The organism is Pseudomonas sp. P105, assembly GCF_032614175.1.
In the GTDB taxonomy this organism is placed as follows: domain Bacteria; phylum Pseudomonadota; class Gammaproteobacteria; order Pseudomonadales; family Pseudomonadaceae; genus Aquipseudomonas; species Aquipseudomonas rhizophila.
Window position 1 is genome coordinate 5,782,448 of record NZ_CP126693.1, and the last position, 26,967, is coordinate 5,809,414.

Here is a 26,967-nt window from a genome sequence, read left to right on the forward strand (position 1 = left end):
ATCCTTAGCTTAAGCCGCATCGCGCTTGGCTTCGTTGCGGTACGCCTCTACCGCCGCGATCAAGGCCTGGAGAATCGCCGCGCTGTCGCCAATCACCGACAGGTCTGCCCGTTTGATCATGTCGCAGCCCGGATCGAGGTTGATCGCCACCACCTTGTCGCAGGCGCCGATGCCCTGCAGGTGCTGGATAGCCCCGGAAATCCCCACCGCGACGTAGACCCGCGCCGTAACCCAGGTGCCGGACGCGCCAACCTGGCGATCCCGCGCCATGAAGCCATCGTCTACCGCTACCCGCGAAGCACCCTCGGTGGCGCCCAGGGCCGCAGCGGTCTGGTGGAACAGCGCCCAGTCCTTGACCCCGTTGCCGCCGGAAAAAATGAATTCGGCTTCGGCCATCGGGATCGCGCCCGGGTCCACCGCCACCGCGCCCAGGTCTTCGATGCGCGACAAGCTGCGGGCCACGCTTGTGGATAACTCCACCGGCAAGGCTTCGTGGCGGGTTTCGCTCACCGGTTCGGCGCATTCGGCCGCGGCCAGGATCAACCGCGCCAAAGGCCGCGCCAAATCTTGCAGGCCGGCACCGGCCCGGCCGATGCACTCCTCACCCTTGACCTGCCAGACCCGTGTGGCCGGGCGCTCGCCCAGGGCTGCGGCAATCCGCCGGCCCAGTTCGCCGCCACCGGTGCGGCTGTCAGGCAGCAGCCAATGGCGTGGGTTGAATTGGTTATCCACAGCCCGCAGACCCTGGACTCGCTGTTCCGGTGCATAACCGCTGAACGCCTCGCCTTCCAGTACCAGCAAGCGGTCGACACCGGCCGTGGCAAAGGTGCTTTCCTTGTGCTCGCCGAACACCACCGCCAGCACCGCGCCGTCGGCACCGGCCAATTGATGGGCCAGGCCCAGCAGATCGCGGTCGTGGCTGCTGAGACGACCGCCCACCATGTCTGGCACCACGCAGATATAAAACGCCGGTTGCGGCACCTGATGCAGCGGCAATTGCACTTCAATTGCCGCGGTGCGCTTGGTCGCGCCGCCCTGCTGGGCGCCGCTGCGGTCGATACGCTTGATGCCGTTGGGGCCGATGAATCCGACACCATGAACGTTCTTGCGGATGACACCGTTGGGACCCATCCAGCTGTGCTGGACCGGTTGCATGGCCGCGTGCAGTGGGTGCAGGCGGTTACGGGCGATCCACTCGGCGCGAGGGTCGCGGCGGATGATGTCGCTCATTAGTGCACCTCCGCAGGTTCACGTTTGGCCGGAGCCGCTGGTTTGTTCGCAACCGCGTCTTCGAGCAGAGCGTCGGCCACCAGTTCAGCGATGTCCTTGATCATCGGGCGTGGCTCAACCACCCCCTCAAGCATCGCGGTGCACTGTGGACAACCCACTGCCACCAGTTCGGCGCCGGTTTCGCGGATGTCTTCCATGCGCATATCGGGGATACGCTGCTTGCCCGGAATGTCAGTGATCGGCGCGCCGCCGCCACCGCCGCAGCAACGGGAGCGGAAACCGGAACGCTGCATCTCCTTGATCTCGATGCCCAGCGCACGCAGCACCTGGCGTGGCGCCTCGTATTCGCCGTTGTAACGGCCCAGGTAGCAGGGGTCGTGATAGGTCACGCTGTCGCCCTTGTGCTGGCCGAGGTTCAGGGCGCCGGCCTCGATGACTTCTGCCAGGTAGGTGCTGTGGTGCTGCACCCGGTAGTTGCCATCGAAGGCGCCGTATTCGTTTTTCAGCACGTGGAAGCTGTGAGGGTCGCAGGTGACGATCCGGTTGAAGCTGTATTTGCCCAGGGTCTGGATGTTGCGCTTGGCCAACAGCTGGAAGGTCGCTTCATCACCCAGGCGCCGGGCCACATCGCCGCTGTCGCGCTCTTCGAGGCCGAGCACGGCGAAGTCGATGTTCGCCGCCTTGAGCACTTTGACGAAGGCGCGCAAGGTGCGTTGGTTGCGCATGTCGAAGGCACCGTCGCCGACCCAGAACAGCACGTCGGTGGATTTCACCTCGCTGAGCAGGTTCAGGTTCAGGTCCGCCGCCCAGTTCATCCGCCCGCCCGGGGCGAAGCCGCCAGGGTTGTCGGTGGCGATGAGATTTTCCAGTACTTCAGCGCCCTTGTTCGGCGTGGCGCCTTTCTCCAGGGTCAGGTGACGACGCATGTCGACGATGGCATCGACGTGCTCGATCATCATCGGGCATTCCTCGACGCACGCCCGGCAAGTGGTGCAGGACCACAGCGTCTCGGCGTCCACCAGGCCGTTGACGATCGGCTGGTGTGGATTGCCGCTGTGTTCGCCCACCGGTTTACCCCTGCCGTCAAGGGATGGGTAGGGGCTGCCGGCGAATTTCGCATCGGTGCCGCCGGCCAGGCCGACGACCATGTCCTGGATGAGTTTTTTCGGGTTCAGCGGCTGGCCGGCGGCAAAGGCCGGGCACGCGGCTTCGCACTTGCCGCACTGCACGCAAGCGTCGAAACCGAGCAACTGGTTCCAGGTGAAATCCTTGGGCTTCTCAACGCCCAGCGGTGCAGCGGGGTCGTTCAGGTCCAAAGGTTTGAGACCGGTTGAGCGGCCGCCACCAAAGCGTTCGGCGCGGCGGTGCCAGGCCAGGTGCAGGGCCCCGGCAAAGGCATGTTTCATCGGCCCGCCCCAGGTCATGCCGAAGAACATTTCCGACACACCCCAAAGCACGCCCAGGCCCAACAGCGCCACCAACACCCAGCCCCCGAAGTCCGCCGGCAAGATCCCGGCGACCGGCAAGGTCACCAGAAAAAAACTGATGGAAAACGCGAACAGGCTCTTGGGCAAGCGCATCCACGGCCCTTTGGACAGCCGTGACGGTGGTTTGCGACGACGCAGGGCAATGAAGATCGCGCCGCTGAACATCAGCAGCGTGGCGAACAGCAAGGCATAGCCCAGAATGCGGTTCTGCAGGCCGAAACCATGCACCAGAATCGCCAGCAGCGCCGCCAGCACAAAACCACCCGCTGTGGCGACGTGGGTGTTGGCGATGTATTTGTCCCGCGCCACCACATGGTGCAAATCCACCATGTAGCGCTTGGGCATGGCGAAAAGACCACCGATCAGGTCGACCTTGGACGGTCGCCCCCGGCGCCACATGTTCACCCGCCGCAAAGCGCCAAGGACCGCAAGGCCCAAGGCAGCGAACAGCAGGATGGGAAGAAGGGTGTTCAGCATGGTGAAGCTCCCAAAGACCTCAGGTCTTGCAGGTCGAGATGCCTTACTCGGTTCCTGTGGGAGCGAGCCTGCTCGCGATTCAGGCGCCGCGGTGCCTCAGGCAGACCGCGTTATCGTTCATCGCGAGCAGGCTCGCTCCCACAGGGCTATGTGCAAGCCGTTAGAAATCCTTGCACAACCGCAGCGCGTCGTAGATGGCGGCGTGGGTATTACGCTGGGCCACGCAGTCGCCGATGCGGAACAGCAGGTAACCATCGCCGCTCTGCTCCAGGCACGGTTGGGGCTTGATCGCGAACAAGGCTTCAACGTCAATCTGGCCCTTGTTGCGCGAACCTTCCTTGAGCGCGTAGTAGATTTCTTCATCCGGCCGCACGCCGTTTTCCACCACCACTTGATCCACCACGCGCTCTTCCTTGGCACCGGTGTATTCGTTCTCCAGCACCGCCACCAGCTTGTCGCCTTCGCGGTAGACCTTCTCCAGCATCATGTCCCCGGTCATGATCACTTCCTTGGGGTACATGCTGCGGTAGTAAGTGGGGAACGAAGTCCCGCCAATGGCCACGCCCGGCTTGATGTCGTCGGTAACGATTTCGACCTGGCTGCCCTTGTCGGCGAGGAAGTCGGCCACCGACATGCCGGTGAATTCACAAATGGTGTCGTAGACCAGTACGTTCTTACCCGGTGCAACCTTGCCATCGAGCACGTCCCAGCTGCTGACCACCAGCCCTTCGGCGGCGCCCCAGTGTTCGTTCTGTTCGAGGAATGGATGCCCGCCGACGGCCAGCACCACCACATCCGGACGCAGGTCCATGATGGTCGCCGCGTCCGCCGCCACGCCCAGGCGCAGGTCGACTTTCAGCCGGGCCAGTTCCAGCTGGAACCAGCGGGTAATGCCGGCGATCTGGTCCCGTTGCGGGGCTTTCGAAGCGGTGGTGATCTGCCCGCCAATGAATTCCTTTTTCTCGAACAGGGTCACGTCGTGGCCACGTTCGGCGGCCACACGCGCCGCTTCCATCCCGGCCGGGCCGGCACCGACGACGACCACTTTGCGCTTGGGCCCGGTGGATTTTTCGATGATGTGCGGCACGCCCATGTATTCACGGGAGGTCGCAGCGTTCTGGATGCACAGCACATCCAGGCCCTGGTACTGGCGGTCGATGCAGTAGTTGGCGCCGACGCACTGCTTGATCTGGTCGATCTGGCCCATCTTGATCTTGGCGATCAGGTGCGGGTCGGCGATGTGGGCACGGGTCATACCGACCATGTCGACGTAACCGCCCTCGAGGATCCGCGTGGCCTGGTTCGGGTCCTTGATGTTCTGCGCGTGCAGCACCGGAACCTTGACCACTTCCTTGATACCGGCGGCCAGGTGCAGGAATGGCTCCGGTGGATAACTCATGTTCGGGATAACGTTGGCCAGGGTGTTATGGGTGTCGCAACCCGAGCCCACCACACCGATGAAATCCAGCATGCCGGTGTCGTCGTAGTACTTGGCGATCTGCTTCATGTCCTCGTGGGACAGGCCGTCCGGGTGGAACTCATCACCGCAGATGCGCATGCCCACGCAGAAGTCGTCGCCCACTTCGGCGCGTACGGCTTTGAGCACCTCCAGGCCGAACTTCATCCGCCCCTCGAAGCTGCCGCCCCATTCGTCGGTACGCTTGTTAACCCGCGGGCTCCAGAACTGGTCGATCATGTGCTGGTGCACGGCGGACAGCTCAACGCCGTCCAGGCCACCGGCCTTGGCACGCCGTGCCGCCTGGGCGTAGTTACCGATCACCCGCCAGATTTCTTCCGGCTCGATGGTCTTGCAGGTCGCACGGTGCACCGGCTCGCGCACGCCGGACGGCGACATCAGGGTCGGCCAGTTGAAGCCGTCCCAGCGCGAGCGACGCCCCATGTGGGTAATCTGGATCATGATCTTGGCGCCATGCTTGTGCATGGCGTCGGCCAGGTTCTGGAAGTGCGGGATAATGCGGTCGGTGGACAGGTTCACCGAACTCCACCATTCCTGCGGGCTGTCGATGGCAACCACCGACGATCCACCACAGATCGCCAGGCCGATGCCGCCCTTGGCCTTCTCTTCGTAATACTTCACGTACCGGTCGGTGGTCATGCCGCCGTCAGTGGCGTAGACCTCGGCGTGAGCGGTGCTGAGCACGCGGTTGCGGATGGTCAGTTTGCCGATCTGGATCGGCTGGAACATTGCTTCAAAAGCCATGGCGCAATCCTCGACTTACAACGGCTTGACGATGAACAGGCCGTCGTCGTGGCCTTCTTCGGAACCGCCGTAGACCTGCTCGGCCACAGTGCGGATCGAACTGCCACGGGCGGCGAGAATCTGGTCCATGGCACCGGCAAACCAGCCGGTGAACATGTAGTCGACCTTGCGCCCGACCTTGCCGTACACGTAGACGAACGCCGAGTGTTCCAGCTTGACGCTGGCGGTGCCTTTATCCAGGTCGATGTCCTGGATCTTGAACAGGCCCCAACCGCGCTGGGACAGGCGCTTCATGTAGTGTTCGAATACCGCGACGCCTTCCAGGCCATGGCATTCGGCTTCTTTTTCACACCAGTGCCAGGCGGATTTGTAGCCGGCCTTGTAGAGAATCTCGGCGTAGGCGTCGGCGCCCAGCACTTCTTCGATGCCCATGTGGTTATTGACGAAAAAGTGCCGCGGCACGTAGAGCATCGGCAGGGCATCAGAGGTCCAGACACCGGTTTCACTGTCGACTTCGATAGGCAATTGAGGGGCGATTTTGGCCATGGAAACTTAACTCCGAAAATTCGTGGTATGCCTGCGGCGCTAATGGCCGCAGGTTAAGGATTCAGTGATGCGGCGGCTTTATTCGCCCCAGACGTCTTTCAGGACGTTGACCCAGTTCTCGCCCATGATCTTGCGCACCACCCGCTCTGGATGGCCGCGCTTGAGCAGCGTCTCGGTGAGGTTCGGGAACTCGCCCACGGTGCGGATGCCCAGGGGGTTGATGATCTTGCCGAAGCTGGTCAGCCGACGGGCATAGCCTTTGTCGTGGGTCAGCATTTCGAAGAAATCCTGACCGTGACCCTGAGTGAAATCGGTGCCGATGCCGATGGCGTCCTCACCGACGATGTTCATGGTGTATTCGATGGCCTCGGCGTAGTCGTCGATGGTCGAATCGATGCCCTTGGCCAGGAACGGCGCAAACATGGTCACGCCGACAAAACCGCCGTGGTCGGCGATGAACTTCAGCTCTTCATCGGATTTGTTGCGCGGGTGCTCCTTCAGGCCCGAGGGCAGGCAGTGGGAGTAGCAGACCGGTTTCTTCGATTCGAGGATGACCTCTTCGGAGGTCTTGGAGCCGACGTGGGACAGGTCGCACATGATGCCGACCCGATTCATCTCGGCGACGATTTCACGACCGAAGCCCGACAGGCCGCCGTCACGCTCGTAGCAGCCGGTGCCCACCAGGTTCTGGGTGTTGTAGCACATCTGCACCACGCCAACGCCGAGCTGCTTGAAGATCTCGACGTAGCCAAGCTGGTCTTCAAAAGCGTGGGCGTTCTGGAAGCCAAAGATGATGCCGGTCTTGCCTTGAGCCTTGGCGCGCTGGATATCGGCGGTGGTTTTCACCGGGATCACCAGATCGCTGTTTTCGCGGATCAGTTTCTGGCTGGCCACAATATTGTTGATGGTGGCCTGAAAACCTTCCCACACCGACACCGTGCAGTTGGCGGCAGTCAGGCCGCCCTTGCGCATGTCTTCGAACAGGTCACGGTTCCACTTGGCAATGATCAGCCCGTCGATAACGATGCTGTCGGCGTGCAATTCGGCTGGGCTCATCAGGCAGTCCCCTTTTGTCAGCGATTCATGCGCCGAATCGTGTGCCGGCGCTTTGGGGCCAGCATATGCCTCGGTGCATTGGCGACCGGGTGCAAAAACGACAGGGGAATTGCCGAAAGCGTCAATCCACGACAAAGGGCTATGAGCGGGCCACCCTACCCGTCTGTTCTTTACCCGAGGCTTACGCCAGAATCCGCCGCATCACTGGCTTTCACTGGACTCGAGCGGCAACACAATGAAATCAATCATCCTGGCTTTGGCCCTGATCAGCACCGTCGCCCACGCGACCGAAGACACCGAACACAACCCCTGCGACGCCGTGGAAAACGACGTCCAGACCCTGGCCTGTTCGGCCTACGGCAAAGCCGCCGCCGAACAACTGCTCGCCGACAACCTGCAGAGCCTCTTTGAGCGCCTGCAAACCCTCTACGCCGACAACAAGGCCCAGCTCAACGACATCACCAGCAAAATCAGAGTTGCCCAACAACTGTGGCAAAAACAACGCGATGCCGACTGCGCCATCGCCGCCTTCCCGGCCAAACCCGGCAGCGAAGCCTACAAAATCGCCGAAAACGACTGCATGGCCCAGGTGAGTGATGACCGGTCGGAGTTTTTGGAGTCGATTGGGCAGGAGTGATGCTTCAGAAGCCGTTTAGCGCGGTAAGCTGCTTGCATCATTGGCAAAGGAATTCACATGAAAATCTGCGGCATCGAAATCAAAGGCAGCGAAGCGATCATCGCCGTTGCCTCGCTGGATCAACAGGCGTTGAGTCACGTCGTGCTGAATACCAAGAAAATCGCCCTGGACGATGATGACGAGGCCGCCAACGTCAAGGCGTTCGCCGCCCAGGTCCGGGCGTTCGTGGTGGATAACGGTATCGACCGCATCGCCATCAAGAAGCGCAGCAAGAAAGGCGAGTTCGCTGGCGGGCCGACCACGTTCAAGATCGAAGGGGTTTTCCAGTTGCTTGAGGGTTGTGAGGTGACGCTGCTGTCGCCGCAGACTATCAATGCGCAGAACAAGAAACACGACTTCGCATTGCCCGCGACGCTGAACAAGTATCAGCATGAGGCTTATAAGGCGGCGTGTTCGGCGCTGGTGAAGAAGTAAGCCTCTTTCAGCCAAACACTGCACTTGCGGCAGTTTTTTGTGTGGGAGCAAGGCTTGCCCGCGATACAGGTGCCTCGCTCTCCCATGCACCGCGCCGCTTTCGTCGCGGGCAAGCCTTGCTCCCACACTTCCCCCTCGCCACTGGTTCTTTGCGTGGCAGCTTACCGAGCAGGATCAGCTCTGCTGCTTGCGATACCCCTTCAACCAATCCGCAAACGCTTTGTCCTCCAGCGCATAACCACCCCGATTGGACTTCCACACCAGTTCCTTGTCACGCAGGGCATCGATGCAGGATTGGATGGTTTGAGTGCCGGGCACGACTTCGCTTCCCATACTGCTAAGCACCTTGCCCACAGCTTCCAACGTTGAATCGGTGAAGGGCGCAAAGGGTTCGTTGTTTTGCGAGCGCTCGGCCATGACCTGCAACACGGCCCGTTGTGGCACCGTCAGGGCATTCCAGGCGCTTTCAAATTCGGTCCAGACGCCGGCGCGCAGCATTTCGGCGCTGCTGCGCAGCAATTCGCCCAAATGACTCGCCTCCCCCAGCTCCAGGGCAATTTCGCCAATGACGCTACGTAACATTTCAGGGCGGCGCCCTACCAGCTCAAATGCCTGGTCGAGGTCATCAGCATTGAACTGGTTGGTTTGGGCCAGATGAGCGTTCAAATGGGCGGCATAGGCTTTGGTGAACTCCTTGCCCAACAGTGGGAATGGCGTGATGCTGGAACCATAGAAGGGTTGATTGCGGCTGAGTACCAGATGAGCGAGCTTGTCGCGATTGGAGCCGGTGAACACCAGGCGCAGGCCGCTGGTAGCGTCTTCACGCCCCTGGTTGAGTTGATCGCGGGCGGCCTTGAGGCCGAACATCGCATTGACCCCGGCCTCGGTGGTCAACGCATGCTGGGCTTCGTCGATCACCAGCACCACGGTTTTATCGGCAGCGCTGTGCAATAACTCCAGCGCCTGGGTCAGCGTCGCACCTTCAGGCAGTTGCGGCAGGCTGAAATCCCAGGACAACGTGCGCAAGAAGCTGAGTTTGTCGATGCCCATGGACTTGGCCAGCTTGCGAATGCCCTTTTCATAAGGCACCAGCGCTGCGGCAATAGCCGAGGCAATCAGGTCGGCAGGGTCTTTTTCCTTGTTGGCCCACAAGTCGACGTAAACAGCGAGCCAGCCACGCGTCTCGCATTCGGGAATCAAGTCTTCGCGCAGGAAGGTACTTTTTCCGGTACGTCTCGGAGCGGCCAGGAACAGGCCTGAGGTGTAATCCTGGATCCCGGCGCCGACCAGCCCATCGACAATATTGCGGGCCAGATCTGGGCGCCGAAAGACAAAACCGGGGTGCTTGGACATGGTTTTATACTCAATTATGGCGACAGGTATAATTTATAGTCGCGAGTATAATTGAGTATAAAAGCCTGTCAAACCACCTCCCGCCCATCCCCCTGGCGCCGCCGATCTTCCCGCGGGCACCGTTCAAACCTCGCTCGATAACTGCGGGTGAAGTACGACGGTGACTCGAAACCGCAGGCGATGCTCACTTCCAGCACACTCATGTCGGTCTGGCGCAACAGTTGCCGGGCCTTTTCCAGGCGCAGGCGCAGGTAGAAGTTGCTGGGAGTGTCGTTCAGGTGCAGGCGGAACAGGCGTTCGAGCTGGCGGCGGGTGACGTTGATGGATTCGGCCAGGGCCAGGGTACTCAGGGGCGGTTCACTGTGGGTTTCCATCTCGCCGATGACGTGCACCAATTTCTTGTTGCGAATGCCATAGCGGCTGGCAATTTCCATGCGCTGGTGGTCTTTGCGCGGACGGATGCGGCCGAGCACGAATTGTTCGCTGACCTCAATCGCCAGTTGCGGGCCATGGGCCTGGCCGATCAGGTCCAGCATCAGGTCGATGGACGCGGTGCCGCCGGCGCAGGTGATGCGCCTGCGGTCAATTTCGAACAGTTCCTGGGTCACACTCAGCTGTGGATAAGATTCCTTGAACGCCTCGATCGCTTCCCAGTGCAGGGTCACACGATGCCCTTCCAGCAGCCCCGCCTCAGCCAGGACCACACTGCCGGTGTCGATGCCGCCCAGGGTGAAGCCCTCGTTGTCCAGCCTATGCAGCCAGCGCTCCAACGCCGGGGTCACGAACTTGAGCGGTTCGAACCCCGCCACCACCCAGAGGGTCGCGCCTTTCTTCAATGACTCCAACGCGGCATCGGCGTTGACCGACATGCCATTGCTTGCCAGCACCGCCCCGCCATCGGCGCTCAACACATGCCAACGGTACAACTCACCGCGAAAGCGGTTGGCGACCCGCAACGGTTCGATGGCCGAAATGAAACCGATGGCCGAAAAACCCGGCATCAACAAGAAGTAGAAATCCTGGGACATGTAGCGCACTCGGTTGGCGGGTAGCGTGCGCTCCTTGATACGCCACAGGTCGCTGCAGTGCAAGAGCGAGTCGCCGCTGTGCGTTTTGCCGGCGGACTGGCTGCGTAACTTGGCATCACCGGCGCGCAGATGCCGGAACCCATAACAAAGACTGCCGAGGAACCCGACATGAAACGACTGATCAGCTCCTGCGTTCTTGCACTCAGCACCACCACCTTCCTGAGTTCCGCTGCGATGGCAGCCGATCCCGCCGCGTGCCAGAACGTGCGCCTGGGTGTGGTCAACTGGACCGATGTCATCGCCACCAGCGCCATGACCCAAGTGTTGCTCGACGGCCTCGGCTACAAGACCAAACAGACCAGCGCCTCCCAGCAAATCATTTTCGCCGGCATCCGCGACCAGCGCCTGGACATGTTCCTGGGCTATTGGAACCCACTGATGACCCAGACCATCACCCCGTTCGTCGAGGCCAAACAGGTCAAGGTCCTGGAGCAACCCAGCCTCAAGGACGCCCGCGCCACCCTGGCCGTGCCAACTTATCTGGCCGACAAGGGCCTGAAGACTTTCGCCGACATCGCCAAATTCGAAAAAGAGTTGGGCGGCAAGATCTACGGCATCGAACCCGGTTCCGGCGCCAACACCCAGATCAAGGCGATGATCGCCAAGAACCAGTTCGGCCTGGGCAAATTCCAACTGGTGGAATCCAGCGAAGCCGGCATGCTCGCCGCCGTGGACCGCGCCGTGCGGCGCAAGGAAGCCGTGGTGTTCTTCGGCTGGGCGCCGCACCCGATGAACGTCAACGTGCAAATGACCTACCTCACCGGCAGCGAAGACGCCCTCGGCCCGAACGAAGGCATGGCCACCGTATGGACCGTCACCGCGCCGGACTACGCGCAAAAATGCCCGAACGTCAGCCGTCTGCTGAGCAACCTGACGTTCACCGCCGAAGACGAGAGCCGGATGATGCAGCCACTGCTGGATCACAAAGACCCGCTCGAATCGGCCAAGCAATGGCTCAAGGATAATCCGCAAGACAAGCAACGCTGGCTCGAAGGCGTCACCACCTTCGATGGCAAGCCTGCTGCCGACAACCTGAAACTGACCAGCAACTGAACAAACGCCATCCATCTGCGCAGCGCCAATCGGCTGCGCAGTGACTCATCACGCCTGTAAGGAACCTGCACCATGAACCACGACGTCATCATCACCTGCGCACTCACCGGTGCTGGCGACACGACCGCCAAAAGCCCACACGTGCCGGTCACCCCGAAACAGATCGCCGCGGCTGCCGTCGAGGCCGCCAAGGCCGGCGCCACGGTGGTCCACTGCCACGTTCGCGATCCGCAGACCGGCAAGTTCAGCCGTGACGTGGCGCTGTACCGCGAAGTGATGGAGCGCATCCGCGAGGCGGACGTGGACATCATCGTCAACCTCACCGCCGGCATGGGCGGTGATCTGGAGATCGGCGGCGGCGAAAATCCCATGGAGTTCGGCCCCAATACCGACCTGGTGGGCCCCCTGACCCGCCTGGCCCATGTCGAGGAGCTGCTGCCGGAAATCTGCACCCTGGATTGCGGCACCCTGAACTTCGGCGACGGCGACACCATTTACGTTTCCACCCCGGCGCAACTGCGGGCCGGGGCCAAGCGCATCACCGAACTGGGGGTCAAGGCCGAGCTGGAGATCTTCGACACCGGCCACCTGTGGTTCGCCAAGCAGATGATCAAGGAAGGCCTGTTGGACAACCCGCTGTTCCAGCTTTGCCTGGGCATCCCATGGGGAGCGCCGGCCGACACCACCACCATGAAAGCCATGGTCGACAACTTGCCGGCGGACGCGGTGTGGGCCGGCTTCGGCATCGGCCGCATGCAAATGCCGATGGCCGCCCAGGCGGTGCTGCTGGGGGGCAACGTGCGGGTCGGCCTGGAAGACAACCTGTGGCTGGACAAAGGCGTGCTTGCCACCAATGGCCAACTGGTGGAACGCGCCAGCGAAATCCTCAGCCGCCTCGGCGCGCGCGTGCTCACGCCGGCTGAGGGGCGCAAGAAGATGGGGCTGACCACCCGCGGCTAAACCCACCGACACCTTCCCCTGTGGGAGCGAGCCTGCTCGCGATAGCGGTGAAACAGGCGACTGATGTGCCGACTGACACAGCGCCATCGCGAGCAGGCTCGCTCCCACATTTAGATCAGCGAACCCTTTTCAGGAAATCACCATGAGCTTTATCACCGACATCAAGACCTTCGCCGCCCTGGGCAGCGGTGTTATCGGCAGCGGCTGGGTCAGTCGCGCCCTGGCCCATGGCCTGGACGTCGTGGCCTGGGACCCGGCGCCGGGTGCCGAGGCAGCGCTGCGCAAACGCGTGGCCAACGCTTGGGGCGCACTGGAGAAACAAGGCCTGGCACCCGGTGCCTCCCAGGATCGGCTGCGCTTTGTCGCGACCATCGAAGAATGCGTGCGCGACGCCGATTTCATCCAGGAAAGCGCCCCCGAGCGCCTGGAGCTGAAGCTCGAGCTACACGGCCAGATCAGCGCCGCTGCCAAGCCCAATGCGCTGATTGGTTCCAGCACATCTGGACTGCTGCCAAGCGAGTTCTATGAAGGTTCCACCCACCCGGAACGCTGCGTGGTCGGGCACCCGTTCAACCCGGTCTACCTGCTGCCGCTGGTGGAAGTCGTCGGCGGCAAAAACACCGCGCCCGAAGCGATACAGGCCGCGATGCAGGTGTACGAATCCCTCGGCATGCGCCCACTGCATGTACGCAAGGAAGTGCCCGGTTTCATTGCCGACCGGTTGCTCGAAGCGCTCTGGCGCGAAGCCCTGCACCTGGTCAACGACGGTGTGGCTACCACCGGCGAAATCGACGATGCCATCCGTTTTGGCGCCGGCTTGCGCTGGTCGTTCATGGGCACGTTCCTGACTTACACACTGGCCGGTGGCGATGCCGGAATGCGCCATTTCATGGCTCAATTCGGCCCTGCGTTGCAGTTGCCGTGGACCTACCTGCCGGCGCCGGAGCTGACCGACAAGCTGATCGACGATGTGGTGGACGGCACGAGCGAACAACTGGGCAGCCGCAGCATCTCGGCCCTGGAGCGCTATCGTGATGATTGCCTGCTGGCAGTGCTGGAAGCGGTGAAGACCACCAAAGAAAAGCATGGGATGGCCTTCAGCGAGTAAACCTTGGCTTTTGGATCAGCAGGTCTGGCCCCATCGCGAGCAGGCTCGCTCCCACAGGATTTGAGGTGTGAATGCGATCTGTCTCACCCAGAAGTTCATTGTGGGAGCGAGCCTGCTCGCGATAACGCCAGCCCAGTCACCACAACTGTCGGAACCAGAAACATGCCCACCCTCACCACCTACCAAACCCGCATCCTCCCCGAATGGGTCGATTACAACGGCCATCTGCGCGATGCCTATTACCTGTTGATCTTCAGCTACGCGACCGACGCACTGATGGATCACCTGGGCATGGACAGCCAGAACCGCGAAGCCAGCGGCCACTCGCTGTTCACCCTCGAACTGCACTTGAACTACCTGCACGAAGTGAAGCTCGACGCCCAGGTCGAGGTGCGTACACAGATCATCGGCCACGACGCCAAACGCCTGCATCTCTACCACAGCCTGCACCTGGTCGGCGGCGATAAGGAACTGGCCGGAAACGAGCAGATGCTGCTGCACGTCGACCTGGCTGGCCCGCGCTCGGCGCCCTTCACGGAACAGACCCTGGGCAAGCTCAAAGCCCTGCTCACGGAGCAATCCGACCTGTCGCCGCCGGCCTATATCGGCCGGGTCATCGCATTGCCGCCGGCCCGATAAAACCCGAACAGGAGATCGCCATGAACACCGCCGCCGCTTTTGCCGACTTCCGCCGTTACCCCCTGATCTGTGCATTGACCGCAGTGACGCCCTTGGCCGACCGGGTGCAGGTCACCTGGGCCGACGGTCGGATCAGCCCCTTCCATCATCAGTGGCTGCGGGACAACTGCCCCTGCCCGCAATGCGTCTACACCGTGACCCGCGAGCAGGTGCTGGAAATCGTCGATGTACCTGAAGACCTGGCCCCCGGCGCGACCCGCCTCGACAGTGAAGGCTGCCTGTGCGTGGATTGGCAGGACGGCCACCAAAGCCGTTTCGACCCAGGCTGGCTGCGTGCCCATGCCTACGATGATCAGTCCAGGGCTGAACGCCTGGCGAGCAAGCCCAAGCGCCAGCTCTGGCGGCACGACCTGCAACTGCCGGTGTTCGATTACCAGGCGTTGATGGACGGCACCGATACGTTGTTGCAATGGTTGCTGGCGGTGCGCGACATCGGCCTGACCCAAGTGCGCGGCGTACCCACCGAACCCGGCTCGCTGAAACTGATCGCCCAGCAGATTTCGTTCATCCGCCAGAGCAACTTCGGCGTGCTGTTCAACGTGCAATCCAAGGCCGATGCCGACAGTAACGCCTACACCGCTTTCAACCTGCCACTGCACAGCGACCTGCCCACCCGGGAGCTGCAACCAGGATTACAGTTTCTGCATTGCCTGGTGAATGACGCCGACGGCGGCGAGAGCCTATTTGTCGACGGTTTCGCCATCGCCGAGGCGCTGCGCCAGGAAGACCCCGAGGCCTTTGCCGCGCTGTGTGAAATCCCGGTGGAGTTTCGCAACAAGGACCGCCACAGTGATTACCGCTGCCTGGCGCCCATTATCGCGCTGGATGCCCTGGGACAGGTCTCGGAGATCCGCATGGCGAACTTTCTGCGCGGGCCGTTCGACACCTCGGTCGAGCAGATGCCCAGGCTCTACCGTGCCTACCGCCGCTTCATAGCGCTGACTCGCGAGCCGCAGTTCCGCCTGATGCAAAGGCTTGAACCCGGCCAACTGTGGTGTTTCGACAACCGCCGTACCCTGCACGCCCGCAATGCCTTCGACCCCGCCACCGGAGCCCGGCATTTCCAAGGGTGCTATGTGGATCGCGATGAGTTGCTGTCGAAGATTCTGGTACTGCAAAGGTAGACCGCGTCATCGTTCATCGCGAGCAGGCTCGCTCCCACAGGGGTTCTGTGTCGTGCACAAGACCTGTGGGAGCGAGCCTGCTCGCGATAGCGGTCTGTCCAACACCCCATCACCCTCTGATTCACCCAGGCAAAAAAATCCCCGATCAAGCCGTGACTGGATCGGGGCAGTTGCGTTACTGGAGGAGCTGTTGCGCGAGGGTGACCAAACCGTCGTGATTCAGCTTGGGGCCAGTGTGCCCAGTCCGGGACAGCCGGAGTTAGCCGAAAACGACCTGCTCATAGGTATCCGGGCCATGCCGACAGTTTGCCCTTGCCGCCGCTTCGACCGGCTACCAGAATCGAGTCACGACCCCAATCCCTGAACAAGGAAAAGCGTCATGATGCACGCCGATTTGATCGACCAGGAAGACCTGCTGGGCCAGCTCAAGGCCCTGGGGCTGCAAATACCCAGCGGCTCCACTGCCGAGCAGGCCTGCGAGTGTGCGGTGCGCGGGCTGGACACGGCCCGCGCCAATGAGTTGCGCATGATGGTCAGGAATATGTACACCAGCAGCGCCACCATCCTGCCCGCTGTGCGTCGGGCGATTGATCTGCAGCTGCTGCCGGCTTTGGCGGAGTATCAGAAAAACCAGAACGTCTGAAAAACCTATCGCGAGCAGGCTCGCTCCCACAGTGATTCGGTGTCGATCACAGAACCTGTGGGAGCGAGCCTGCTCGCGATTGACGGCGCCTCGGTCTTAGAGCCTCACACTGGCAAACGTCGACTCATTACGTGCCTGGCTCAACGCTGACAGCGGGCCGGACAATGGCGACAGCACCAGCGCCTGTGGCAGCGGCATCATCGCCACCTGCTGCGCGGTGTTGGAGCCGACGCGCTCGTCGCGCGGTGGAATGCCGAAGTATTCGCGGTAGCACTTGGAGAAGTGCGGCGTGGAAACGAAACCGCACACCGACGCCACTTCGATGATCGACATCGGCGTCTGCTTGAGCAGTTGCCGCGCCCGGATCAGCCGCAGCTTGAGGTAATAGCGCGACGGCGAGCAATGCAGGTATTTCTGGAACAAGCGCTCCAACTGGCGCCGGGAGACGGCGACGTACACCGCCAGTTCGTCCAGGTCGATCGGCTCTTCGAGATTGGCCTCCATCAGCGCGACGATTTCCTGCAACTTCGGCTGATTGGTGCCCAGCATGTGCTTGAGTGGCACGCGCTGGTGATCCTGCTCGTTGCGAATGCGCTCATAGACAAACATTTCGGAGATCGCTGCCGACAACTCGCGGCCGTGATCGCGGCTGATCAGGTGCAGCATCATGTCCAGTGGCGCGGTGCCGCCGGAACTGGTGAAGCGGTTGCGGTCGAGGGTGAACAGACGGGTGCTCATCGATACCCGCGGAAAGGCTTCCTGCATTGCCGCCAGACATTCCCAGTGCACACTGCAATCGAAGCCATCCAGCAGACCCGCGCAGGCCAAGGCCCAACTGCCGGTGCAGACCGCGCCGAGGCGCCGGGACTGACGGGCCTGGCTCTGCAGCCATGACACGTGTTCACGGGTGACGGTGCGCTGAATGCCCACGCCGCCACACACAATGACGGTGTCGATGGGCGGCGCTTTGTGCATGGCCGCGTCCGGCGTGATTTGCAAGCCATCACTGGCCCAGACCTGGCCGCCATCAACGGTGAGGGTGGTCCAGCGATACAGCTCACGACCGGACAGCTGGTTGGCCATTCGCAGCGGCTCCACCGCGGACGCCAGGGAAATGAGCGTGAAATTGTCCAGCAGCAAAAAGCCGATGGATTGAGGCGCACGGTTCTGGGGTTGAGCCCCTGAGTTGGACGTCGTCATCGCGGTATCTCCTCACACAAAGCAAGTGATGGCCTCAGGCGGAGGCTCTTTTTATTGGTTGTTGCCCTCGGTCTCTACGCAAGAGACGGGCTTTGCATCGATAGAGCAATTGCCATGCCTAAATTGAATGCGTGTTCAATAAATCCTGAAAACGACATCGCGGCCAGTCTAAATAAGGCACGCGATGAGTGTGGGTTATAGGTGCCATCAGGGGCGGCAGGCACCCGCCACCGTTGGCCGTGAGCAGAACGGTAGCACTTGTGGGAACTGGGCTGCGCCACTTGCGCAACCGGTATCACCACAGGTGCGAATGACGAACGGTCGAGGGACGAACAGCGGTGGGTCCGACAAACGGTGTCATGTCTGTTTGCGACGCGCTAAAAGGTGGCGCGTTTGTGGATCGGTGGGCATTTTGTGAGCGATATGCGATCGCCTCGGGGGAGGCGATCAGCACTCCACCGCACTGACCGCCAGTCCACCGCGCGAGGTCTCTTTATATTTGTCATGCATGTCGGCGCCGGTATCGCGCATGGTGCGGATCACCCGGTCCAGAGAGATGAAGTGCTGGCCGTCTCCGCGCAGCGCCATCTGCGCGGCGTTGATGGCTTTCACCGCGGCTATCGCGTTGCGCTCGATACACGGCACCTGCACCAGGCCGCCCACCGGATCGCAGGTCAGGCCAAGGTTGTGCTCCAGGCCGATTTCCGCCGCGTTGCACAGTTGCTCAGGCGTCGCACCGAGGATCTCCGCCAGGCCGGCCGCCGCCATGGCGCAGGCCGAGCCCACCTCCCCTTGGCAACCGACTTCGGCACCGGAAATAGAGGCGTTCTTTTTACACAGGATGCCCACCGCCGCCGCGCCGAGGAAGTAATCCACGACGTTGGCATCGGTGACCGCTTCGCTGAATTTCATGAAGTAATGCAGCACCGCCGGAATGATCCCCGCCGCACCATTGGTCGGGGCCGTGACCATGCGCCCACCGGCGGCGTTTTCTTCATTGACCGCCAGGGCGAACAGGTTGACCCATTCCATGGCGCTGAGCGTCGAGCCGATGACATTGGGCTTGTTCAGCTCTTGCAGGCTGCGGTGTAACTTGGCCGCTCGCCGGCGCACATTCAAACCGCCGGGCAAGATGCCCTCATGCTTGAGACCCTGCTCGACGCAATCCTGCATCGCCCGCCAGAGTTTCATCAGGCCGCTGCGGATCTCCTCCTCCGAGCGCCAGACCTTTTCGTTGGCCATCATGAGCTCGGCCACCCGAAGGTTGTGGGTGCTACACAACTGGAGCAGTTCTTCGGCACTGGAAAAATCGTAAGGCAGTTCAGTGACGTCCAGATCCACCACGCCGCTGGACGCCTGGGCCTGATCGACGACGAAGCCACCGCCGACTGAATAATAGGTGTCGCGGTGCAACTCGCCGTGGTCACCCTCGGCCACCAGCGTCATCGCGTTGGGGTGGAACGGCAGGTTTTCGTCAAGCAGGCGCATATCCCGGGACCAGACGAAAGGCACCGGCAGGCGACCGTCCAGCAGCAGGGTCTGGGTTTGGCGCAACAACTCGATGCGCGGGCCAATCTGCGACGGATCGATTGCGTCTGGCCACTCGCCCATCAAGCCCATGATCACCGCGTTGTCACTGCCATGGCCGATGCCTGTTGCTGACAACGAACCGAACAATTGCACCTCGACCCGACGCACATCGCGCAGCAGCGACTTCGCCCGCATCGCTTCAACGAACAGCGCCGCAGCGCGCATGGGGCCCACGGTGTGGGAACTGGACGGGCCGATACCAATTTTGAACAGGTCGAACACGCTGATTGCCATTGCCGAGAACCTCCAGAACAGGCACATCCGGGCGCAGGAGCGCCCGGTGGCGGAGCTGCTACGCTCAACGCCGGGATGCCCGCATCATCCGGCTTTTGCCAGGGCGTTCGACGTCTGACACCGACGCAATCATGCCCACCGACGTCGCCCGCCCTTTGCCCCGGTTTTACGACGTTTTTTGCGTATCAGAGGCCAGCCAAGGGTGAAAAAAATCTGTAAACGACGTCACTGACACTGGATGCGACCCTCCCTGTACTGGATACGACGCACCCTGTAGGCGACAGATTTGCACTGGTACATGATCGGTTACGGCTCGTTTGCAAGGCCGCGTGTCGAAGAGTGCCCACGCGCCACCAACCGCAACCCCAATAAGCGCGGTGGTCCTGACCGGACACCGCCGATAAAACACCAGGAGTCCACCCATGAAAGGTTCCACGCCGTTGTTGTTGGCCGCCATGCTGAGTCTTCCGATGCTGGCCAACGCTGCTGAACCCGCGCAGTGCAGCACCGTCAACTTCTCCGATGTCGGCTGGACCGACATCACCGTGACCACCGCCACCACCAGCGTGGTACTTGAGGCCCTGGGCTACAAAACCAAGACCACCATGATTTCCGTACCGGTGACCTACAAGTCCCTGGCCGACGGCAAGAACATGGATGTGTTCCTCGGCAACTGGATGCCGACGATGGAAAACGACATCAAGGCCTACCGCGAAGCCGGCACCGTGGATACGGTGCGGGCCAACCTGGAGAACGCCAAGTACACCCTGGCGGTGCCCGAAGAGCTCTATAACAAAGGGCTGAAGGATTTCGCCGACATCGCCAAGTTCAAGAAGGAACTGGACGGCAAGATCTATGGCATCGAACCGGGTAACGACGGCAACCGTCTGATCCAGAGCATGATCGACAAGAATGCCTTCGGCCTGAAGGACGCCGGCTTCAAGATCGTCGAGTCCAGCGAAGCCGGCATGTTGTCACAGGTCGATCGCGCCGAGCGCCGCAGCACCGCCGTGGTGTTCCTGGGCTGGGAACCTCATCCGATGAACACCCGCTTCAAAATGAAGTACCTCACCGGTGGTGACGAGTACTTCGGTCCGAATTTCGGCCAGGCAACCATCTACACCAATACCCGCAAAGGCTACGTCCAGGAATGCAGCAACGTAGGTCAGTTGTTGAAAAACCTGACCTTCACCCTGGACATGGAAAGCACGCTGATGGGCAACGTGCTTGACGACAAGATGAAGCCTGACGCAGCCGCCAAGGCCTGGCTGAAGAAAAACCCACAGGTACTCGATACCTGGCTCGCTGGCGTGACCACCATTGACGGTAAACCCGGCCTGGAAGCCGTGAAAGCCAAGCTTGCGCAGTAATGCTTTTATGCCGGGCGGGTTCGCTCGTCCGGGCTGTTTATTCCTTGCATGCGGATGTTCACTACCATGCTGATTGATCAGAAAATACCCTTGGGCCAGTACATTGCGGGCTTTGTCGATTGGTTGACGCAACACGGCGCCAACACATTCGATGCCATCGCCTTGTCACTGGAAACGATGATTCACGGCGTGACGTTTGCGCTGACCTGGTTCAACCCGCTTGTCTTGATCGGCCTCATCGCTCTACTGGCGCATTTTATCCAGCGCAAGTGGGGCCTGACGGTCTTCGTTATCGCAGCCTTTCTGCTTATCCTGAACCTGGGTTACTGGCAGGAAACCATGGAAACCCTGGCCCAGGTGCTGTTCGCGACCCTGGTCTGTGTCTTGATCGGCGTGCCGCTGGGCATTGTTGCCGCGCACAAGCCGCTGTTCTACACCATGATGCGTCCGGTGCTCGATCTGATGCAGACCGTACCGACCTTCGTTTACCTCATTCCTACCCTGACCCTTTTCGGGCTGGGTGTGGTCCCCGGTCTGATCTCGACGGTAGTGTTCGCGATTGCCGCGCCCATCCGCTTGACCTACCTGGGTATCCGCGACGTTCCGGACGAACTGATGGACGCCGGCAAAGCCTTCGGCTGCTCCCGTCGCCAACTGCTGTCCCGTATCGAACTGCCCCATGCGATGCCCAGCATCGCGGCCGGTATCACCCAATGCATCATGCTGTCGTTGTCGATGGTGGTCATCGCCGCGCTGGTGGGTGCCGACGGCCTGGGCAAACCCGTGGTCAACGCACTGAACACCGCTGATATCGCCCTGGGCTTCGAAGCAGGCCTGGCGATCGTATTGCTGGCAATCATGCTCGACCGAATCTGCAAGCAACCCGACGCCAAAGTAGGGGGTGACGCATGAGCATAATCCGCTTCGAAGAGGTCGACGTGATCTTCTCCAAAGATCCACGTGAAGCCCTCAAGCTGCTCGACCAAGGCATGACACGCAACGAAATCCTGAAGAAAACCGGGCAAATCGTCGGTGTGGAAAAGGCCAGCCTGGACATTGAAAAAGGCGAAATCTGCGTACTGATGGGGCTTTCCGGCTCCGGTAAATCCAGCCTGCTGCGTTGCATCAACGGCTTGAACACCGTCAGTCGCGGGAAGTTGTTCGTCGAGCATGAAGGCCGGCAGATCGACATCGCCTCCTGCAGCCCGGCCGAACTGAAGATGATGCGCACCAAGCGCATTGCCATGGTGTTTCAGAAGTTCGCCCTGATGCCCTGGCTGACGGTGCGCGAAAACATCAGCTTCGGCCTGGAAATGCAGGGCCGGCCGGAAAAGGAACGCAAGAAGCTGGTGGATGAAAAACTTGAGCTGGTGGGCCTGACCCAGTGGCGCAACAAGAAACCGGACGAGTTGTCCGGCGGCATGCAGCAACGGGTCGGCCTGGCCCGCGCCCTGGCGATGGACGCCGATATCCTGCTGATGGACGAACCTTTCTCGGCCCTCGACCCACTGATCCGCCAGGGTTTGCAGGACGAATTGCTGGAATTGCAACGCAAACTGAGCAAAACCATCGTGTTCGTCAGCCATGACCTGGACGAAGCCCTGAAGCTAGGCAGCCGGATCGCGATCATGAAAGACGGCCGGATCATCCAGTACAGCAAGCCGGAAGAAATCGTGCTGAACCCGGCCGACGATTACGTGCGCACCTTCGTCGCCCACACCAACCCGCTCAACGTGCTCTGTGGCCGCAGCCTGATGCGCACCCTGGACAACTGCAAGCGCATCAACGGTTCGGTGTGCCTGGATCCGGGCGGCGACTCCTGGCTCGATCTGGCCGAAGGCAACACCATCAAGGGCGCCCGCCAGAACGGCGCGGTGCTGGACCTGCAGAACTGGGCCCCGGGCCAAGCCGTCGAAGGCCTGGGCCGTCGTCCGACCCTGGTGGACTCCAACATCGGCATGCGCGACGCGCTGCAGATTCGCTACCAGACCGGCAACAAGCTGGTGCTTCACGATAACCAACAGGTCGTCGGGATTCTTGGCGACAGTGAGCTGTACCACGCACTGCTCGGCAAAAACCTGGGCTAAGCGAAACCGAAAAAAACGCCGCGAGACGATCGCGGCGTTTTTGTTTGGGTGATTCTGAACTGCTGACCAGCTTGACTTGGAATGCAGATCCCCTCACCACAACAGTATTCCAGCTATCAAGCGCATTTGGCCTACATGCCAACCGACGAGTGTTATAAAGACATCCCCAAAAGTCCTCGCCCCGGCAAATAGCGACGACTTGTCATAGAACTTATTTTTGTTGATTGAACGTTCAATCAAAACAAAATAGACTGGCCTTCATTCCGATAGACAACACTCATCCATCGGATGGCCTAAGGAGAGGTACCAGATGCCCAAGGTCGGTATGCAACCCATCCGCCGCCAGCAATTGATCGAAGCCACTATGCAAGCGGTCGATCAGGTCGGGATGGGGGACGCCAGCATTGCGCTGATCGCCCGTTTGGCCGGTGTCTCCAACGGCATCATCAGCCACTACTTCAAGGACAAGAATGGCCTGATCGCGGCCACGGCCCAGTACCTGATGAGTGTCCTGAGCGAGAACGTCACTGCACGCCGTCAGGCGCTGGAGGACCCAAGCCCACGGGCTCACCTGCAGGTGATCATCGAAGGCAACTTCGACGCCAGCCAGGTCAATGGCCCGGCAATGAAAACCTGGTTGGCCTTTTGGGCCACCAGCATGCACCACCCGTCTTTGCACAGGTTGCAGCGGATCAACGATCACCGTCTGTATTCCAACCTGTGTTGCCAGTTCCGCCGCGTGTTGCCCCTCGATGAGGCACGTAGCGCGGCACGGGGCCTGGCCGCGTTGATTGACGGTTTGTGGCTGCGCGGGGCGCTGTCGGGAGACGCGTTCGATACCGCCCAGGCGCACCGGATCGCTTACGAATACATGGATTTCCAATTGGCCAAGGCAGGGGTAACAGAGCACACAGAACCGCTCGGCTCCTGAACCGCCACCGAACCGCGTAGTCAGCTGTAGACGACACGCCCCGGTGGTCAGCCAACCACTCATGCACTTGCGAGGACTTTATGGCCCGTTTCGAACTGCAAAAACTCTACATCGATGGCGCGTACAGCGATGCCAGCGGCGACGCCACTTTCGAAGCCATCAACCCGGCCAACGGTGAAGTACTCGCCCAGGTGCAGCGGGCCACGAAAGAAGACGTCGAGCGCGCCGTGGTCAGCGCCGAAAAAGGCCAGAAAGTCTGGGCCGCCATGACCGCCATGCAGCGTTCGCGCATCCTGCGCCGCGCCGTAGATATCCTGCGCGAGCGCAACGATGAGTTGGCCGCCCTGGAAACCCTCGACACTGGCAAAGCCTATTCCGAAACCCGCTACGTCGACATCGTCACCGGCGCCGACGTGCTGGAATACTACGCCGGCCTAGTGCCCGCCATCGAAGGCGAGCAGGTGCCGCTGCGCACCACTTCGTTCGTCTACACCCGTCGCGAACCCCTGGGCGTGGTGGCCGGCATCGGCGCGTGGAACTACCCGATCCAGATCGCGTTGTGGAAATCGGCCCCGGCCCTGGCCGCTGGCAACGCGATGATCTTCAAGCCGAGCGAAGTCACCTCGCTGACCACCCTGAAACTGGCCGAGATCTACACCGAAGCCGGCGTTCCAGCGGGGGTGTTCAACGTGCTGACGGGCAGCGGCCGTGAAGTCGGCACCTGGCTGACCGAGCACCCGCGCATCGAGAAAATCTCGTTCACCGGCGGCACCGACACCGGCAAGAAAGTCATGGCCAGCGCCTCGAGCTCGTCGCTCAAGGACGTGACCATGGAACTGGGCGGCAAGTCACCGCTGATCATCTTCGACGACGCCGACCTGGATCGTGCTGCCGACACCGCGATGATGGCCAACTTCTACAGCTCCGGCCAGGTCTGCACCAACGGCACCCGGGTGTTCGTGCCGAGCCATCTCAAGGCAGCTTTCGAAGCCAAGATCGCCGAGCGCGTGGCACGTATTCGCATCGGCAATCCAGAAGATGAAAACACCAACTTCGGGCCGCTGGTCAGCTTCGCCCACATGGAAAGCGTGTTGGGCTACATCGAGAAAGGCAAGGCCGAGGGCGCGCGCCTGCTGTGCGGCGGCGGTCGTTTGACTGAAGGCGAATTGGCCAAGGGCGCGTTTGTTGCGCCGACCGTGTTCACCGATTGCACCGATGAGATGACCATCGTGCGCGAAGAAATCTTTGGTCCGGTGATGAGCATCCTCACCTATGAAACCGAAGAAGAAGTGATCCGTCGCGCCAATGACACCGACTTCGGCCTGGCCGCCGGCGTCGTGACCCGCGACCTGAACCGCGCGCACCGCGTGATTCATCAGCTCGAAGCCGGCATCTGCTGGATCAACGCCTGGGGCGAATCGGCCGCCGAAATGCCGGTCGGCGGTTACAAGCAATCGGGCGTGGGCCGGGAGAACGGCATCAGTTCGCTGAACAACTTCACCCGTATCAAATCGGTACAGGTCGAACTGGGCGATTACGCGTCGGTGTTCTAAACCGACGTCGCCTCTGAGGCCGTCATCGCGAGCAGGCTCGCTCCCACAGGAGTCCCCATTCCAAGGTGGGAGCGAGCCTGCTCGCGATTGAGTGCAAAGCACTCGCCAGCCCTGAACCCAATTCAAAAAGAGGGTGCATTTCATGTCCCAAGAATTCGATTACATCATCATCGGTGCCGGTTCGGCCGGTAACACCCTGGCCACCCGCCTGACCGAAGACGAAGGCGTCACCGTCCTGCTGCTCGAAGCCGGTGGGCCGGACTATCGCCTGGATTTCCGCACGCAAATGCCCGCCGCCCTGGCGTTCCCGCTGCAGGGTCGTCGCTACAACTGGGCCTACGAGACCGACCCGGAGCCGCACATGAACGGCCGTCGCATGGAATGCGGTCGCGGCAAGGGCCTGGGTGGGTCTTCGCTGATCAACGGTATGTGCTACATCCGCGGCAACGCCCTGGACTACGACAATTGGGCCAAGCTGCCGGGCCTGGAAGACTGGGCCTACCTGGACTGCCTGCCGTATTTTCGTAAAGCCGAAACCCGCGACATCGGCCCGAACGACTACCACGGTGGTGACGGCCCGGTCAGCGTGACCACGCCCAAGGCCGGCAACAACCCGCTGTTCCATGCCATGGTCGAAGCCGGCGTTCAGGCCGGCTACCCGCGCACCGAAGACCTCAACGGTTATCAGCAGGAAGGTTTCGGCCCGATGGACCGTACCGTCACGCCCAATGGTCGTCGCGCCAGCACCGCGCGCGGTTACCTGGACGTGGCCAAGAAGCGCTCGACACTGACCATCGTCACCCATGCCCTGACCGACAAGATCGTGTTCGAAGGCAAACGTGCGGTCGGCGTGCGTTATCTGGTGGGCGCTGCTGAAGAGCGCGTCGAGGCCCGCGCCCGCAAGGAAGTATTGCTCTGCTCCGGCGCCATCGCCTCGCCGCAGATTTTGCAACGCTCCGGCGTCGGCCCGGCCAAACTGCTGGAAAGCCTCGACATCCCGGTGGTCCATGACCTGCCAGGCGTCGGTGAAAACCTCCAGGACCACCTGGAGCTGTACCTGCAATACGCCTGCACCCAGCCGGTTTCGCTGTACCCGTCGCTGCTCTGGTACAACCAGCCGGCCATTGGTGCCGAATGGCTGTTCAACGGCACCGGCATCGGCGCCAGCAACCAGTTCGAAGCCGGTGGTTTCATCCGCACCCGCCCGGACTTCGATTGGCCGAACATCCAGTATCACTTCCTGCCGGTGGCGATTAACTACAACGGCAGCAACGGCGTGAAGGAACACGGTTTCCAGGCGCACATGGGCTCCATGCGTTCGCCGAGCCGTGGCCGGATCCAGGCCAAGTCCAAGGACCCGCGCCAGCACCCGAGCATCCTGTTCAACTACATGGCCACCGAGCAGGACTGGCAGGAGTTTCGCGACGGCATCCGCCTGACCCGCGAGATCATGCAGCAGCCGGCGCTCGACCCGTTCCGCGGTCGCGAAATCAGTCCGGGCATCGAGGTGCAGACTGACGAGCAGTTGGACCAGTTCATCCGCGAGCACGCGGAAACCGCTTTCCATCCGTCCTGCTCGTGCAAGATGGGCACCGACGACATGGCGGTGGTGGACGGCGAAGGCCGCGTGCATGGCATGCAAGGGCTGCGCGTGGTCGATGCCTCGATCATGCCGATCATCACCACCGGCAACCTGAATGCGCCAACGATCATGATCGCCGAGAAAATCGCCGACAAGATCCGTGGCCGCCAGCCACTGCCACGCAGCACCGCGCCGTACTACGTGGCCGGCGACGCGCCGGTGCGCGGCAAGCCAATGCGTGAAGTCGGGCCTCTGGCACAGTAA

General features: G+C 61.5%; 23 protein-coding genes. 14 read left to right on the forward strand and 9 right to left on the reverse strand.

From position 1 onward, the window contains the following. Positions 1-9 precede the first annotated feature (9 nt). From QOM08_RS25970 to QOM08_RS25990, 5 genes are all read right to left on the reverse strand, one after another. Entirely contained in the window at positions 10-1,230 is a 1,221-nt protein-coding gene (locus QOM08_RS25970) for an electron transfer flavoprotein subunit alpha/FixB family protein (RefSeq protein WP_188251827.1), read from the reverse strand. After that, positions 1,230-3,194, reverse strand: a complete 1,965-nt coding sequence (gene dgcB / locus QOM08_RS25975; protein WP_188251828.1) for a dimethylglycine demethylation protein DgcB — start codon at positions 3,192-3,194, stop codon at positions 1,230-1,232. The genes QOM08_RS25970 and dgcB overlap by 1 nt, the downstream gene beginning before the upstream one ends. 160 nt (positions 3,195-3,354) lie before the next feature. After that, positions 3,355-5,415, reverse strand: a complete 2,061-nt coding sequence (dgcA, locus tag QOM08_RS25980) for a dimethylglycine demethylation protein DgcA (protein ID WP_047230382.1) — start codon at positions 5,413-5,415, stop codon at positions 3,355-3,357. 15 nt (positions 5,416-5,430) lie between these two features. Beyond that, entirely contained in the window at positions 5,431-5,961 is a 531-nt protein-coding gene (locus QOM08_RS25985) for a DUF5943 domain-containing protein (protein WP_030139308.1), read from the reverse strand. Between the two features lie 78 nt (positions 5,962-6,039). After that, a complete protein-coding gene (locus tag QOM08_RS25990) occupies positions 6,040-7,017 on the reverse strand; it encodes a dipeptidase (RefSeq protein ID WP_047230381.1) in 978 nt (325 codons plus the stop codon). A 235-nt stretch (positions 7,018-7,252) separates the two neighbouring features. Between QOM08_RS25990 and QOM08_RS25995 the strand changes: the two genes are divergently transcribed. Together QOM08_RS25995 and QOM08_RS26000 are read left to right on the forward strand one after the other, a co-directional pair. Beyond that, on the forward strand, positions 7,253-7,654 hold the full coding sequence (locus QOM08_RS25995) for a lysozyme inhibitor LprI family protein (protein WP_139048989.1): 402 nt from the start codon (positions 7,253-7,255) through the stop codon (positions 7,652-7,654). Positions 7,655-7,711: 57 nt separating this feature from the next. Then, positions 7,712-8,128, forward strand: coding sequence for a DUF3010 family protein (locus QOM08_RS26000; RefSeq protein WP_139048988.1), 417 nt, complete (start codon positions 7,712-7,714; stop codon positions 8,126-8,128). A 174-nt stretch (positions 8,129-8,302) separates the two neighbouring features. On the opposite strand, the gene QOM08_RS26005 is transcribed toward QOM08_RS26000, so the two are convergent. Continuing rightward, the gene (locus QOM08_RS26005; protein WP_139048987.1) at positions 8,303-9,481 is read right to left on the reverse strand and encodes an AAA family ATPase; all 1,179 of its coding nucleotides are present in this window, start codon (positions 9,479-9,481) and stop codon (positions 8,303-8,305) included. Positions 9,482-9,549: 68 nt separating this feature from the next. After that, positions 9,550-10,509 carry a GlxA family transcriptional regulator gene (locus QOM08_RS26010; protein ID WP_188251829.1) on the reverse strand — a complete coding sequence of 320 codons (960 nt, stop codon included), beginning with the start codon at positions 10,507-10,509 and terminating at the stop codon, positions 9,550-9,552. A 168-nt stretch (positions 10,510-10,677) separates the two neighbouring features. Here QOM08_RS26010 and choX point away from each other — a divergent pair, with 168 nt between their 5' ends. The 6 genes from choX to QOM08_RS26040 all read left to right on the forward strand — a co-directional run bounded on the left by choX (position 10,678) and on the right by QOM08_RS26040 (position 16,156). Beyond that, positions 10,678-11,622, forward strand: coding sequence for a choline ABC transporter substrate-binding protein (gene choX / locus QOM08_RS26015; RefSeq protein ID WP_047230375.1), 945 nt, complete (start codon positions 10,678-10,680; stop codon positions 11,620-11,622). Positions 11,623-11,694: 72 nt separating this feature from the next. Continuing rightward, on the forward strand, positions 11,695-12,582 hold the full coding sequence (locus QOM08_RS26020; RefSeq protein ID WP_076383396.1) for a 3-keto-5-aminohexanoate cleavage protein: 888 nt from the start codon (positions 11,695-11,697) through the stop codon (positions 12,580-12,582). 142 nt (positions 12,583-12,724) lie between these two features. Then, positions 12,725-13,690: an L-carnitine dehydrogenase gene (locus tag QOM08_RS26025; protein WP_188251830.1), complete on the forward strand. Its 966-nt coding sequence runs from the start codon at positions 12,725-12,727 to the stop codon at positions 13,688-13,690. A gap of 162 nt (positions 13,691-13,852) precedes the next feature. Next, the gene (locus QOM08_RS26030) at positions 13,853-14,329 is read left to right on the forward strand and encodes a thioesterase family protein (protein ID WP_047230372.1); all 477 of its coding nucleotides are present in this window, start codon (positions 13,853-13,855) and stop codon (positions 14,327-14,329) included. 20 nt (positions 14,330-14,349) lie between these two features. Continuing rightward, positions 14,350-15,513: a gamma-butyrobetaine dioxygenase gene (locus QOM08_RS26035; protein ID WP_188251831.1), complete on the forward strand. Its 1,164-nt coding sequence runs from the start codon at positions 14,350-14,352 to the stop codon at positions 15,511-15,513. A 379-nt stretch (positions 15,514-15,892) separates the two neighbouring features. Then, the gene (locus tag QOM08_RS26040) at positions 15,893-16,156 is read left to right on the forward strand and encodes a hypothetical protein (protein WP_139048980.1); all 264 of its coding nucleotides are present in this window, start codon (positions 15,893-15,895) and stop codon (positions 16,154-16,156) included. Between the two features lie 96 nt (positions 16,157-16,252). Here QOM08_RS26040 and QOM08_RS26045 read toward each other — a convergent pair whose 3' ends face one another. Together QOM08_RS26045 and QOM08_RS26050 are read right to left on the reverse strand one after the other, a co-directional pair. Continuing rightward, on the reverse strand, positions 16,253-17,356 hold the full coding sequence (locus QOM08_RS26045) for a GlxA family transcriptional regulator (RefSeq protein ID WP_047230369.1): 1,104 nt from the start codon (positions 17,354-17,356) through the stop codon (positions 16,253-16,255). Positions 17,357-17,803: 447 nt separating this feature from the next. Then, positions 17,804-19,180 carry an L-serine ammonia-lyase gene (locus tag QOM08_RS26050; protein ID WP_047230368.1) on the reverse strand — a complete coding sequence of 459 codons (1,377 nt, stop codon included), beginning with the start codon at positions 19,178-19,180 and terminating at the stop codon, positions 17,804-17,806. Positions 19,181-19,602: 422 nt separating this feature from the next. On the opposite strand from QOM08_RS26050, the gene QOM08_RS26055 reads away from it, so the two are divergent. From QOM08_RS26055 to betA, 6 genes are all read left to right on the forward strand, one after another. Further along, positions 19,603-20,550 carry a choline ABC transporter substrate-binding protein gene (locus QOM08_RS26055; protein WP_047230367.1) on the forward strand — a complete coding sequence of 316 codons (948 nt, stop codon included), beginning with the start codon at positions 19,603-19,605 and terminating at the stop codon, positions 20,548-20,550. Between the two features lie 66 nt (positions 20,551-20,616). Next, on the forward strand, positions 20,617-21,462 hold the full coding sequence (gene choW / locus QOM08_RS26060) for a choline ABC transporter permease subunit (protein WP_047230366.1): 846 nt from the start codon (positions 20,617-20,619) through the stop codon (positions 21,460-21,462). Beyond that, positions 21,459-22,637: a choline ABC transporter ATP-binding protein gene (choV, locus tag QOM08_RS26065; RefSeq protein WP_047230365.1), complete on the forward strand. Its 1,179-nt coding sequence runs from the start codon at positions 21,459-21,461 to the stop codon at positions 22,635-22,637. The genes choW and choV overlap by 4 nt, the downstream gene beginning before the upstream one ends. 310 nt (positions 22,638-22,947) lie before the next feature. Continuing rightward, complete coding sequence (gene betI, locus QOM08_RS26070) at positions 22,948-23,568, forward strand: transcriptional regulator BetI (RefSeq protein ID WP_047230364.1); 621 nt, start codon at positions 22,948-22,950, stop codon at positions 23,566-23,568. 80 nt (positions 23,569-23,648) lie between these two features. Beyond that, a complete protein-coding gene (betB, locus tag QOM08_RS26075; protein ID WP_139048976.1) occupies positions 23,649-25,121 on the forward strand; it encodes a betaine-aldehyde dehydrogenase in 1,473 nt (490 codons plus the stop codon). Positions 25,122-25,263: 142 nt separating this feature from the next. Beyond that, the gene (gene betA, locus QOM08_RS26080) at positions 25,264-26,967 is read left to right on the forward strand and encodes a choline dehydrogenase (protein WP_076383391.1); all 1,704 of its coding nucleotides are present in this window, start codon (positions 25,264-25,266) and stop codon (positions 26,965-26,967) included.

Coding starts and splice junctions, on each gene's coding strand:
- QOM08_RS25970 (WP_188251827.1), bottom strand. CDS start 1,230: ATGAGCGACATCATCCGCCGCGACCCTCGCGCCGAGTGGATCGCCCGT.
- dgcB (WP_188251828.1), bottom strand. CDS start 3,194: ATGCTGAACACCCTTCTTCCCATCCTGCTGTTCGCTGCCTTGGGCCTT.
- dgcA (WP_047230382.1), bottom strand. CDS start 5,415: ATGGCTTTTGAAGCAATGTTCCAGCCGATCCAGATCGGCAAACTGACC.
- QOM08_RS25985 (WP_030139308.1), bottom strand. CDS start 5,961: ATGGCCAAAATCGCCCCTCAATTGCCTATCGAAGTCGACAGTGAAACC.
- QOM08_RS25990 (WP_047230381.1), bottom strand. CDS start 7,017: ATGAGCCCAGCCGAATTGCACGCCGACAGCATCGTTATCGACGGGCTG.
- QOM08_RS25995 (WP_139048989.1), top strand. CDS start 7,253: ATGAAATCAATCATCCTGGCTTTGGCCCTGATCAGCACCGTCGCCCAC.
- QOM08_RS26000 (WP_139048988.1), top strand. CDS start 7,712: ATGAAAATCTGCGGCATCGAAATCAAAGGCAGCGAAGCGATCATCGCC.
- QOM08_RS26005 (WP_139048987.1), bottom strand. CDS start 9,481: ATGTCCAAGCACCCCGGTTTTGTCTTTCGGCGCCCAGATCTGGCCCGC.
- QOM08_RS26010 (WP_188251829.1), bottom strand. CDS start 10,509: ATGTCCCAGGATTTCTACTTCTTGTTGATGCCGGGTTTTTCGGCCATC.
- choX (WP_047230375.1), top strand. CDS start 10,678: ATGAAACGACTGATCAGCTCCTGCGTTCTTGCACTCAGCACCACCACC.
- QOM08_RS26020 (WP_076383396.1), top strand. CDS start 11,695: ATGAACCACGACGTCATCATCACCTGCGCACTCACCGGTGCTGGCGAC.
- QOM08_RS26025 (WP_188251830.1), top strand. CDS start 12,725: ATGAGCTTTATCACCGACATCAAGACCTTCGCCGCCCTGGGCAGCGGT.
- QOM08_RS26030 (WP_047230372.1), top strand. CDS start 13,853: ATGCCCACCCTCACCACCTACCAAACCCGCATCCTCCCCGAATGGGTC.
- QOM08_RS26035 (WP_188251831.1), top strand. CDS start 14,350: ATGAACACCGCCGCCGCTTTTGCCGACTTCCGCCGTTACCCCCTGATC.
- QOM08_RS26040 (WP_139048980.1), top strand. CDS start 15,893: ATGATGCACGCCGATTTGATCGACCAGGAAGACCTGCTGGGCCAGCTC.
- QOM08_RS26045 (WP_047230369.1), bottom strand. CDS start 17,356: ATGACGACGTCCAACTCAGGGGCTCAACCCCAGAACCGTGCGCCTCAA.
- QOM08_RS26050 (WP_047230368.1), bottom strand. CDS start 19,180: ATGGCAATCAGCGTGTTCGACCTGTTCAAAATTGGTATCGGCCCGTCC.
- QOM08_RS26055 (WP_047230367.1), top strand. CDS start 19,603: ATGAAAGGTTCCACGCCGTTGTTGTTGGCCGCCATGCTGAGTCTTCCG.
- choW (WP_047230366.1), top strand. CDS start 20,617: ATGCTGATTGATCAGAAAATACCCTTGGGCCAGTACATTGCGGGCTTT.
- choV (WP_047230365.1), top strand. CDS start 21,459: ATGAGCATAATCCGCTTCGAAGAGGTCGACGTGATCTTCTCCAAAGAT.
- betI (WP_047230364.1), top strand. CDS start 22,948: ATGCCCAAGGTCGGTATGCAACCCATCCGCCGCCAGCAATTGATCGAA.
- betB (WP_139048976.1), top strand. CDS start 23,649: ATGGCCCGTTTCGAACTGCAAAAACTCTACATCGATGGCGCGTACAGC.
- betA (WP_076383391.1), top strand. CDS start 25,264: ATGTCCCAAGAATTCGATTACATCATCATCGGTGCCGGTTCGGCCGGT.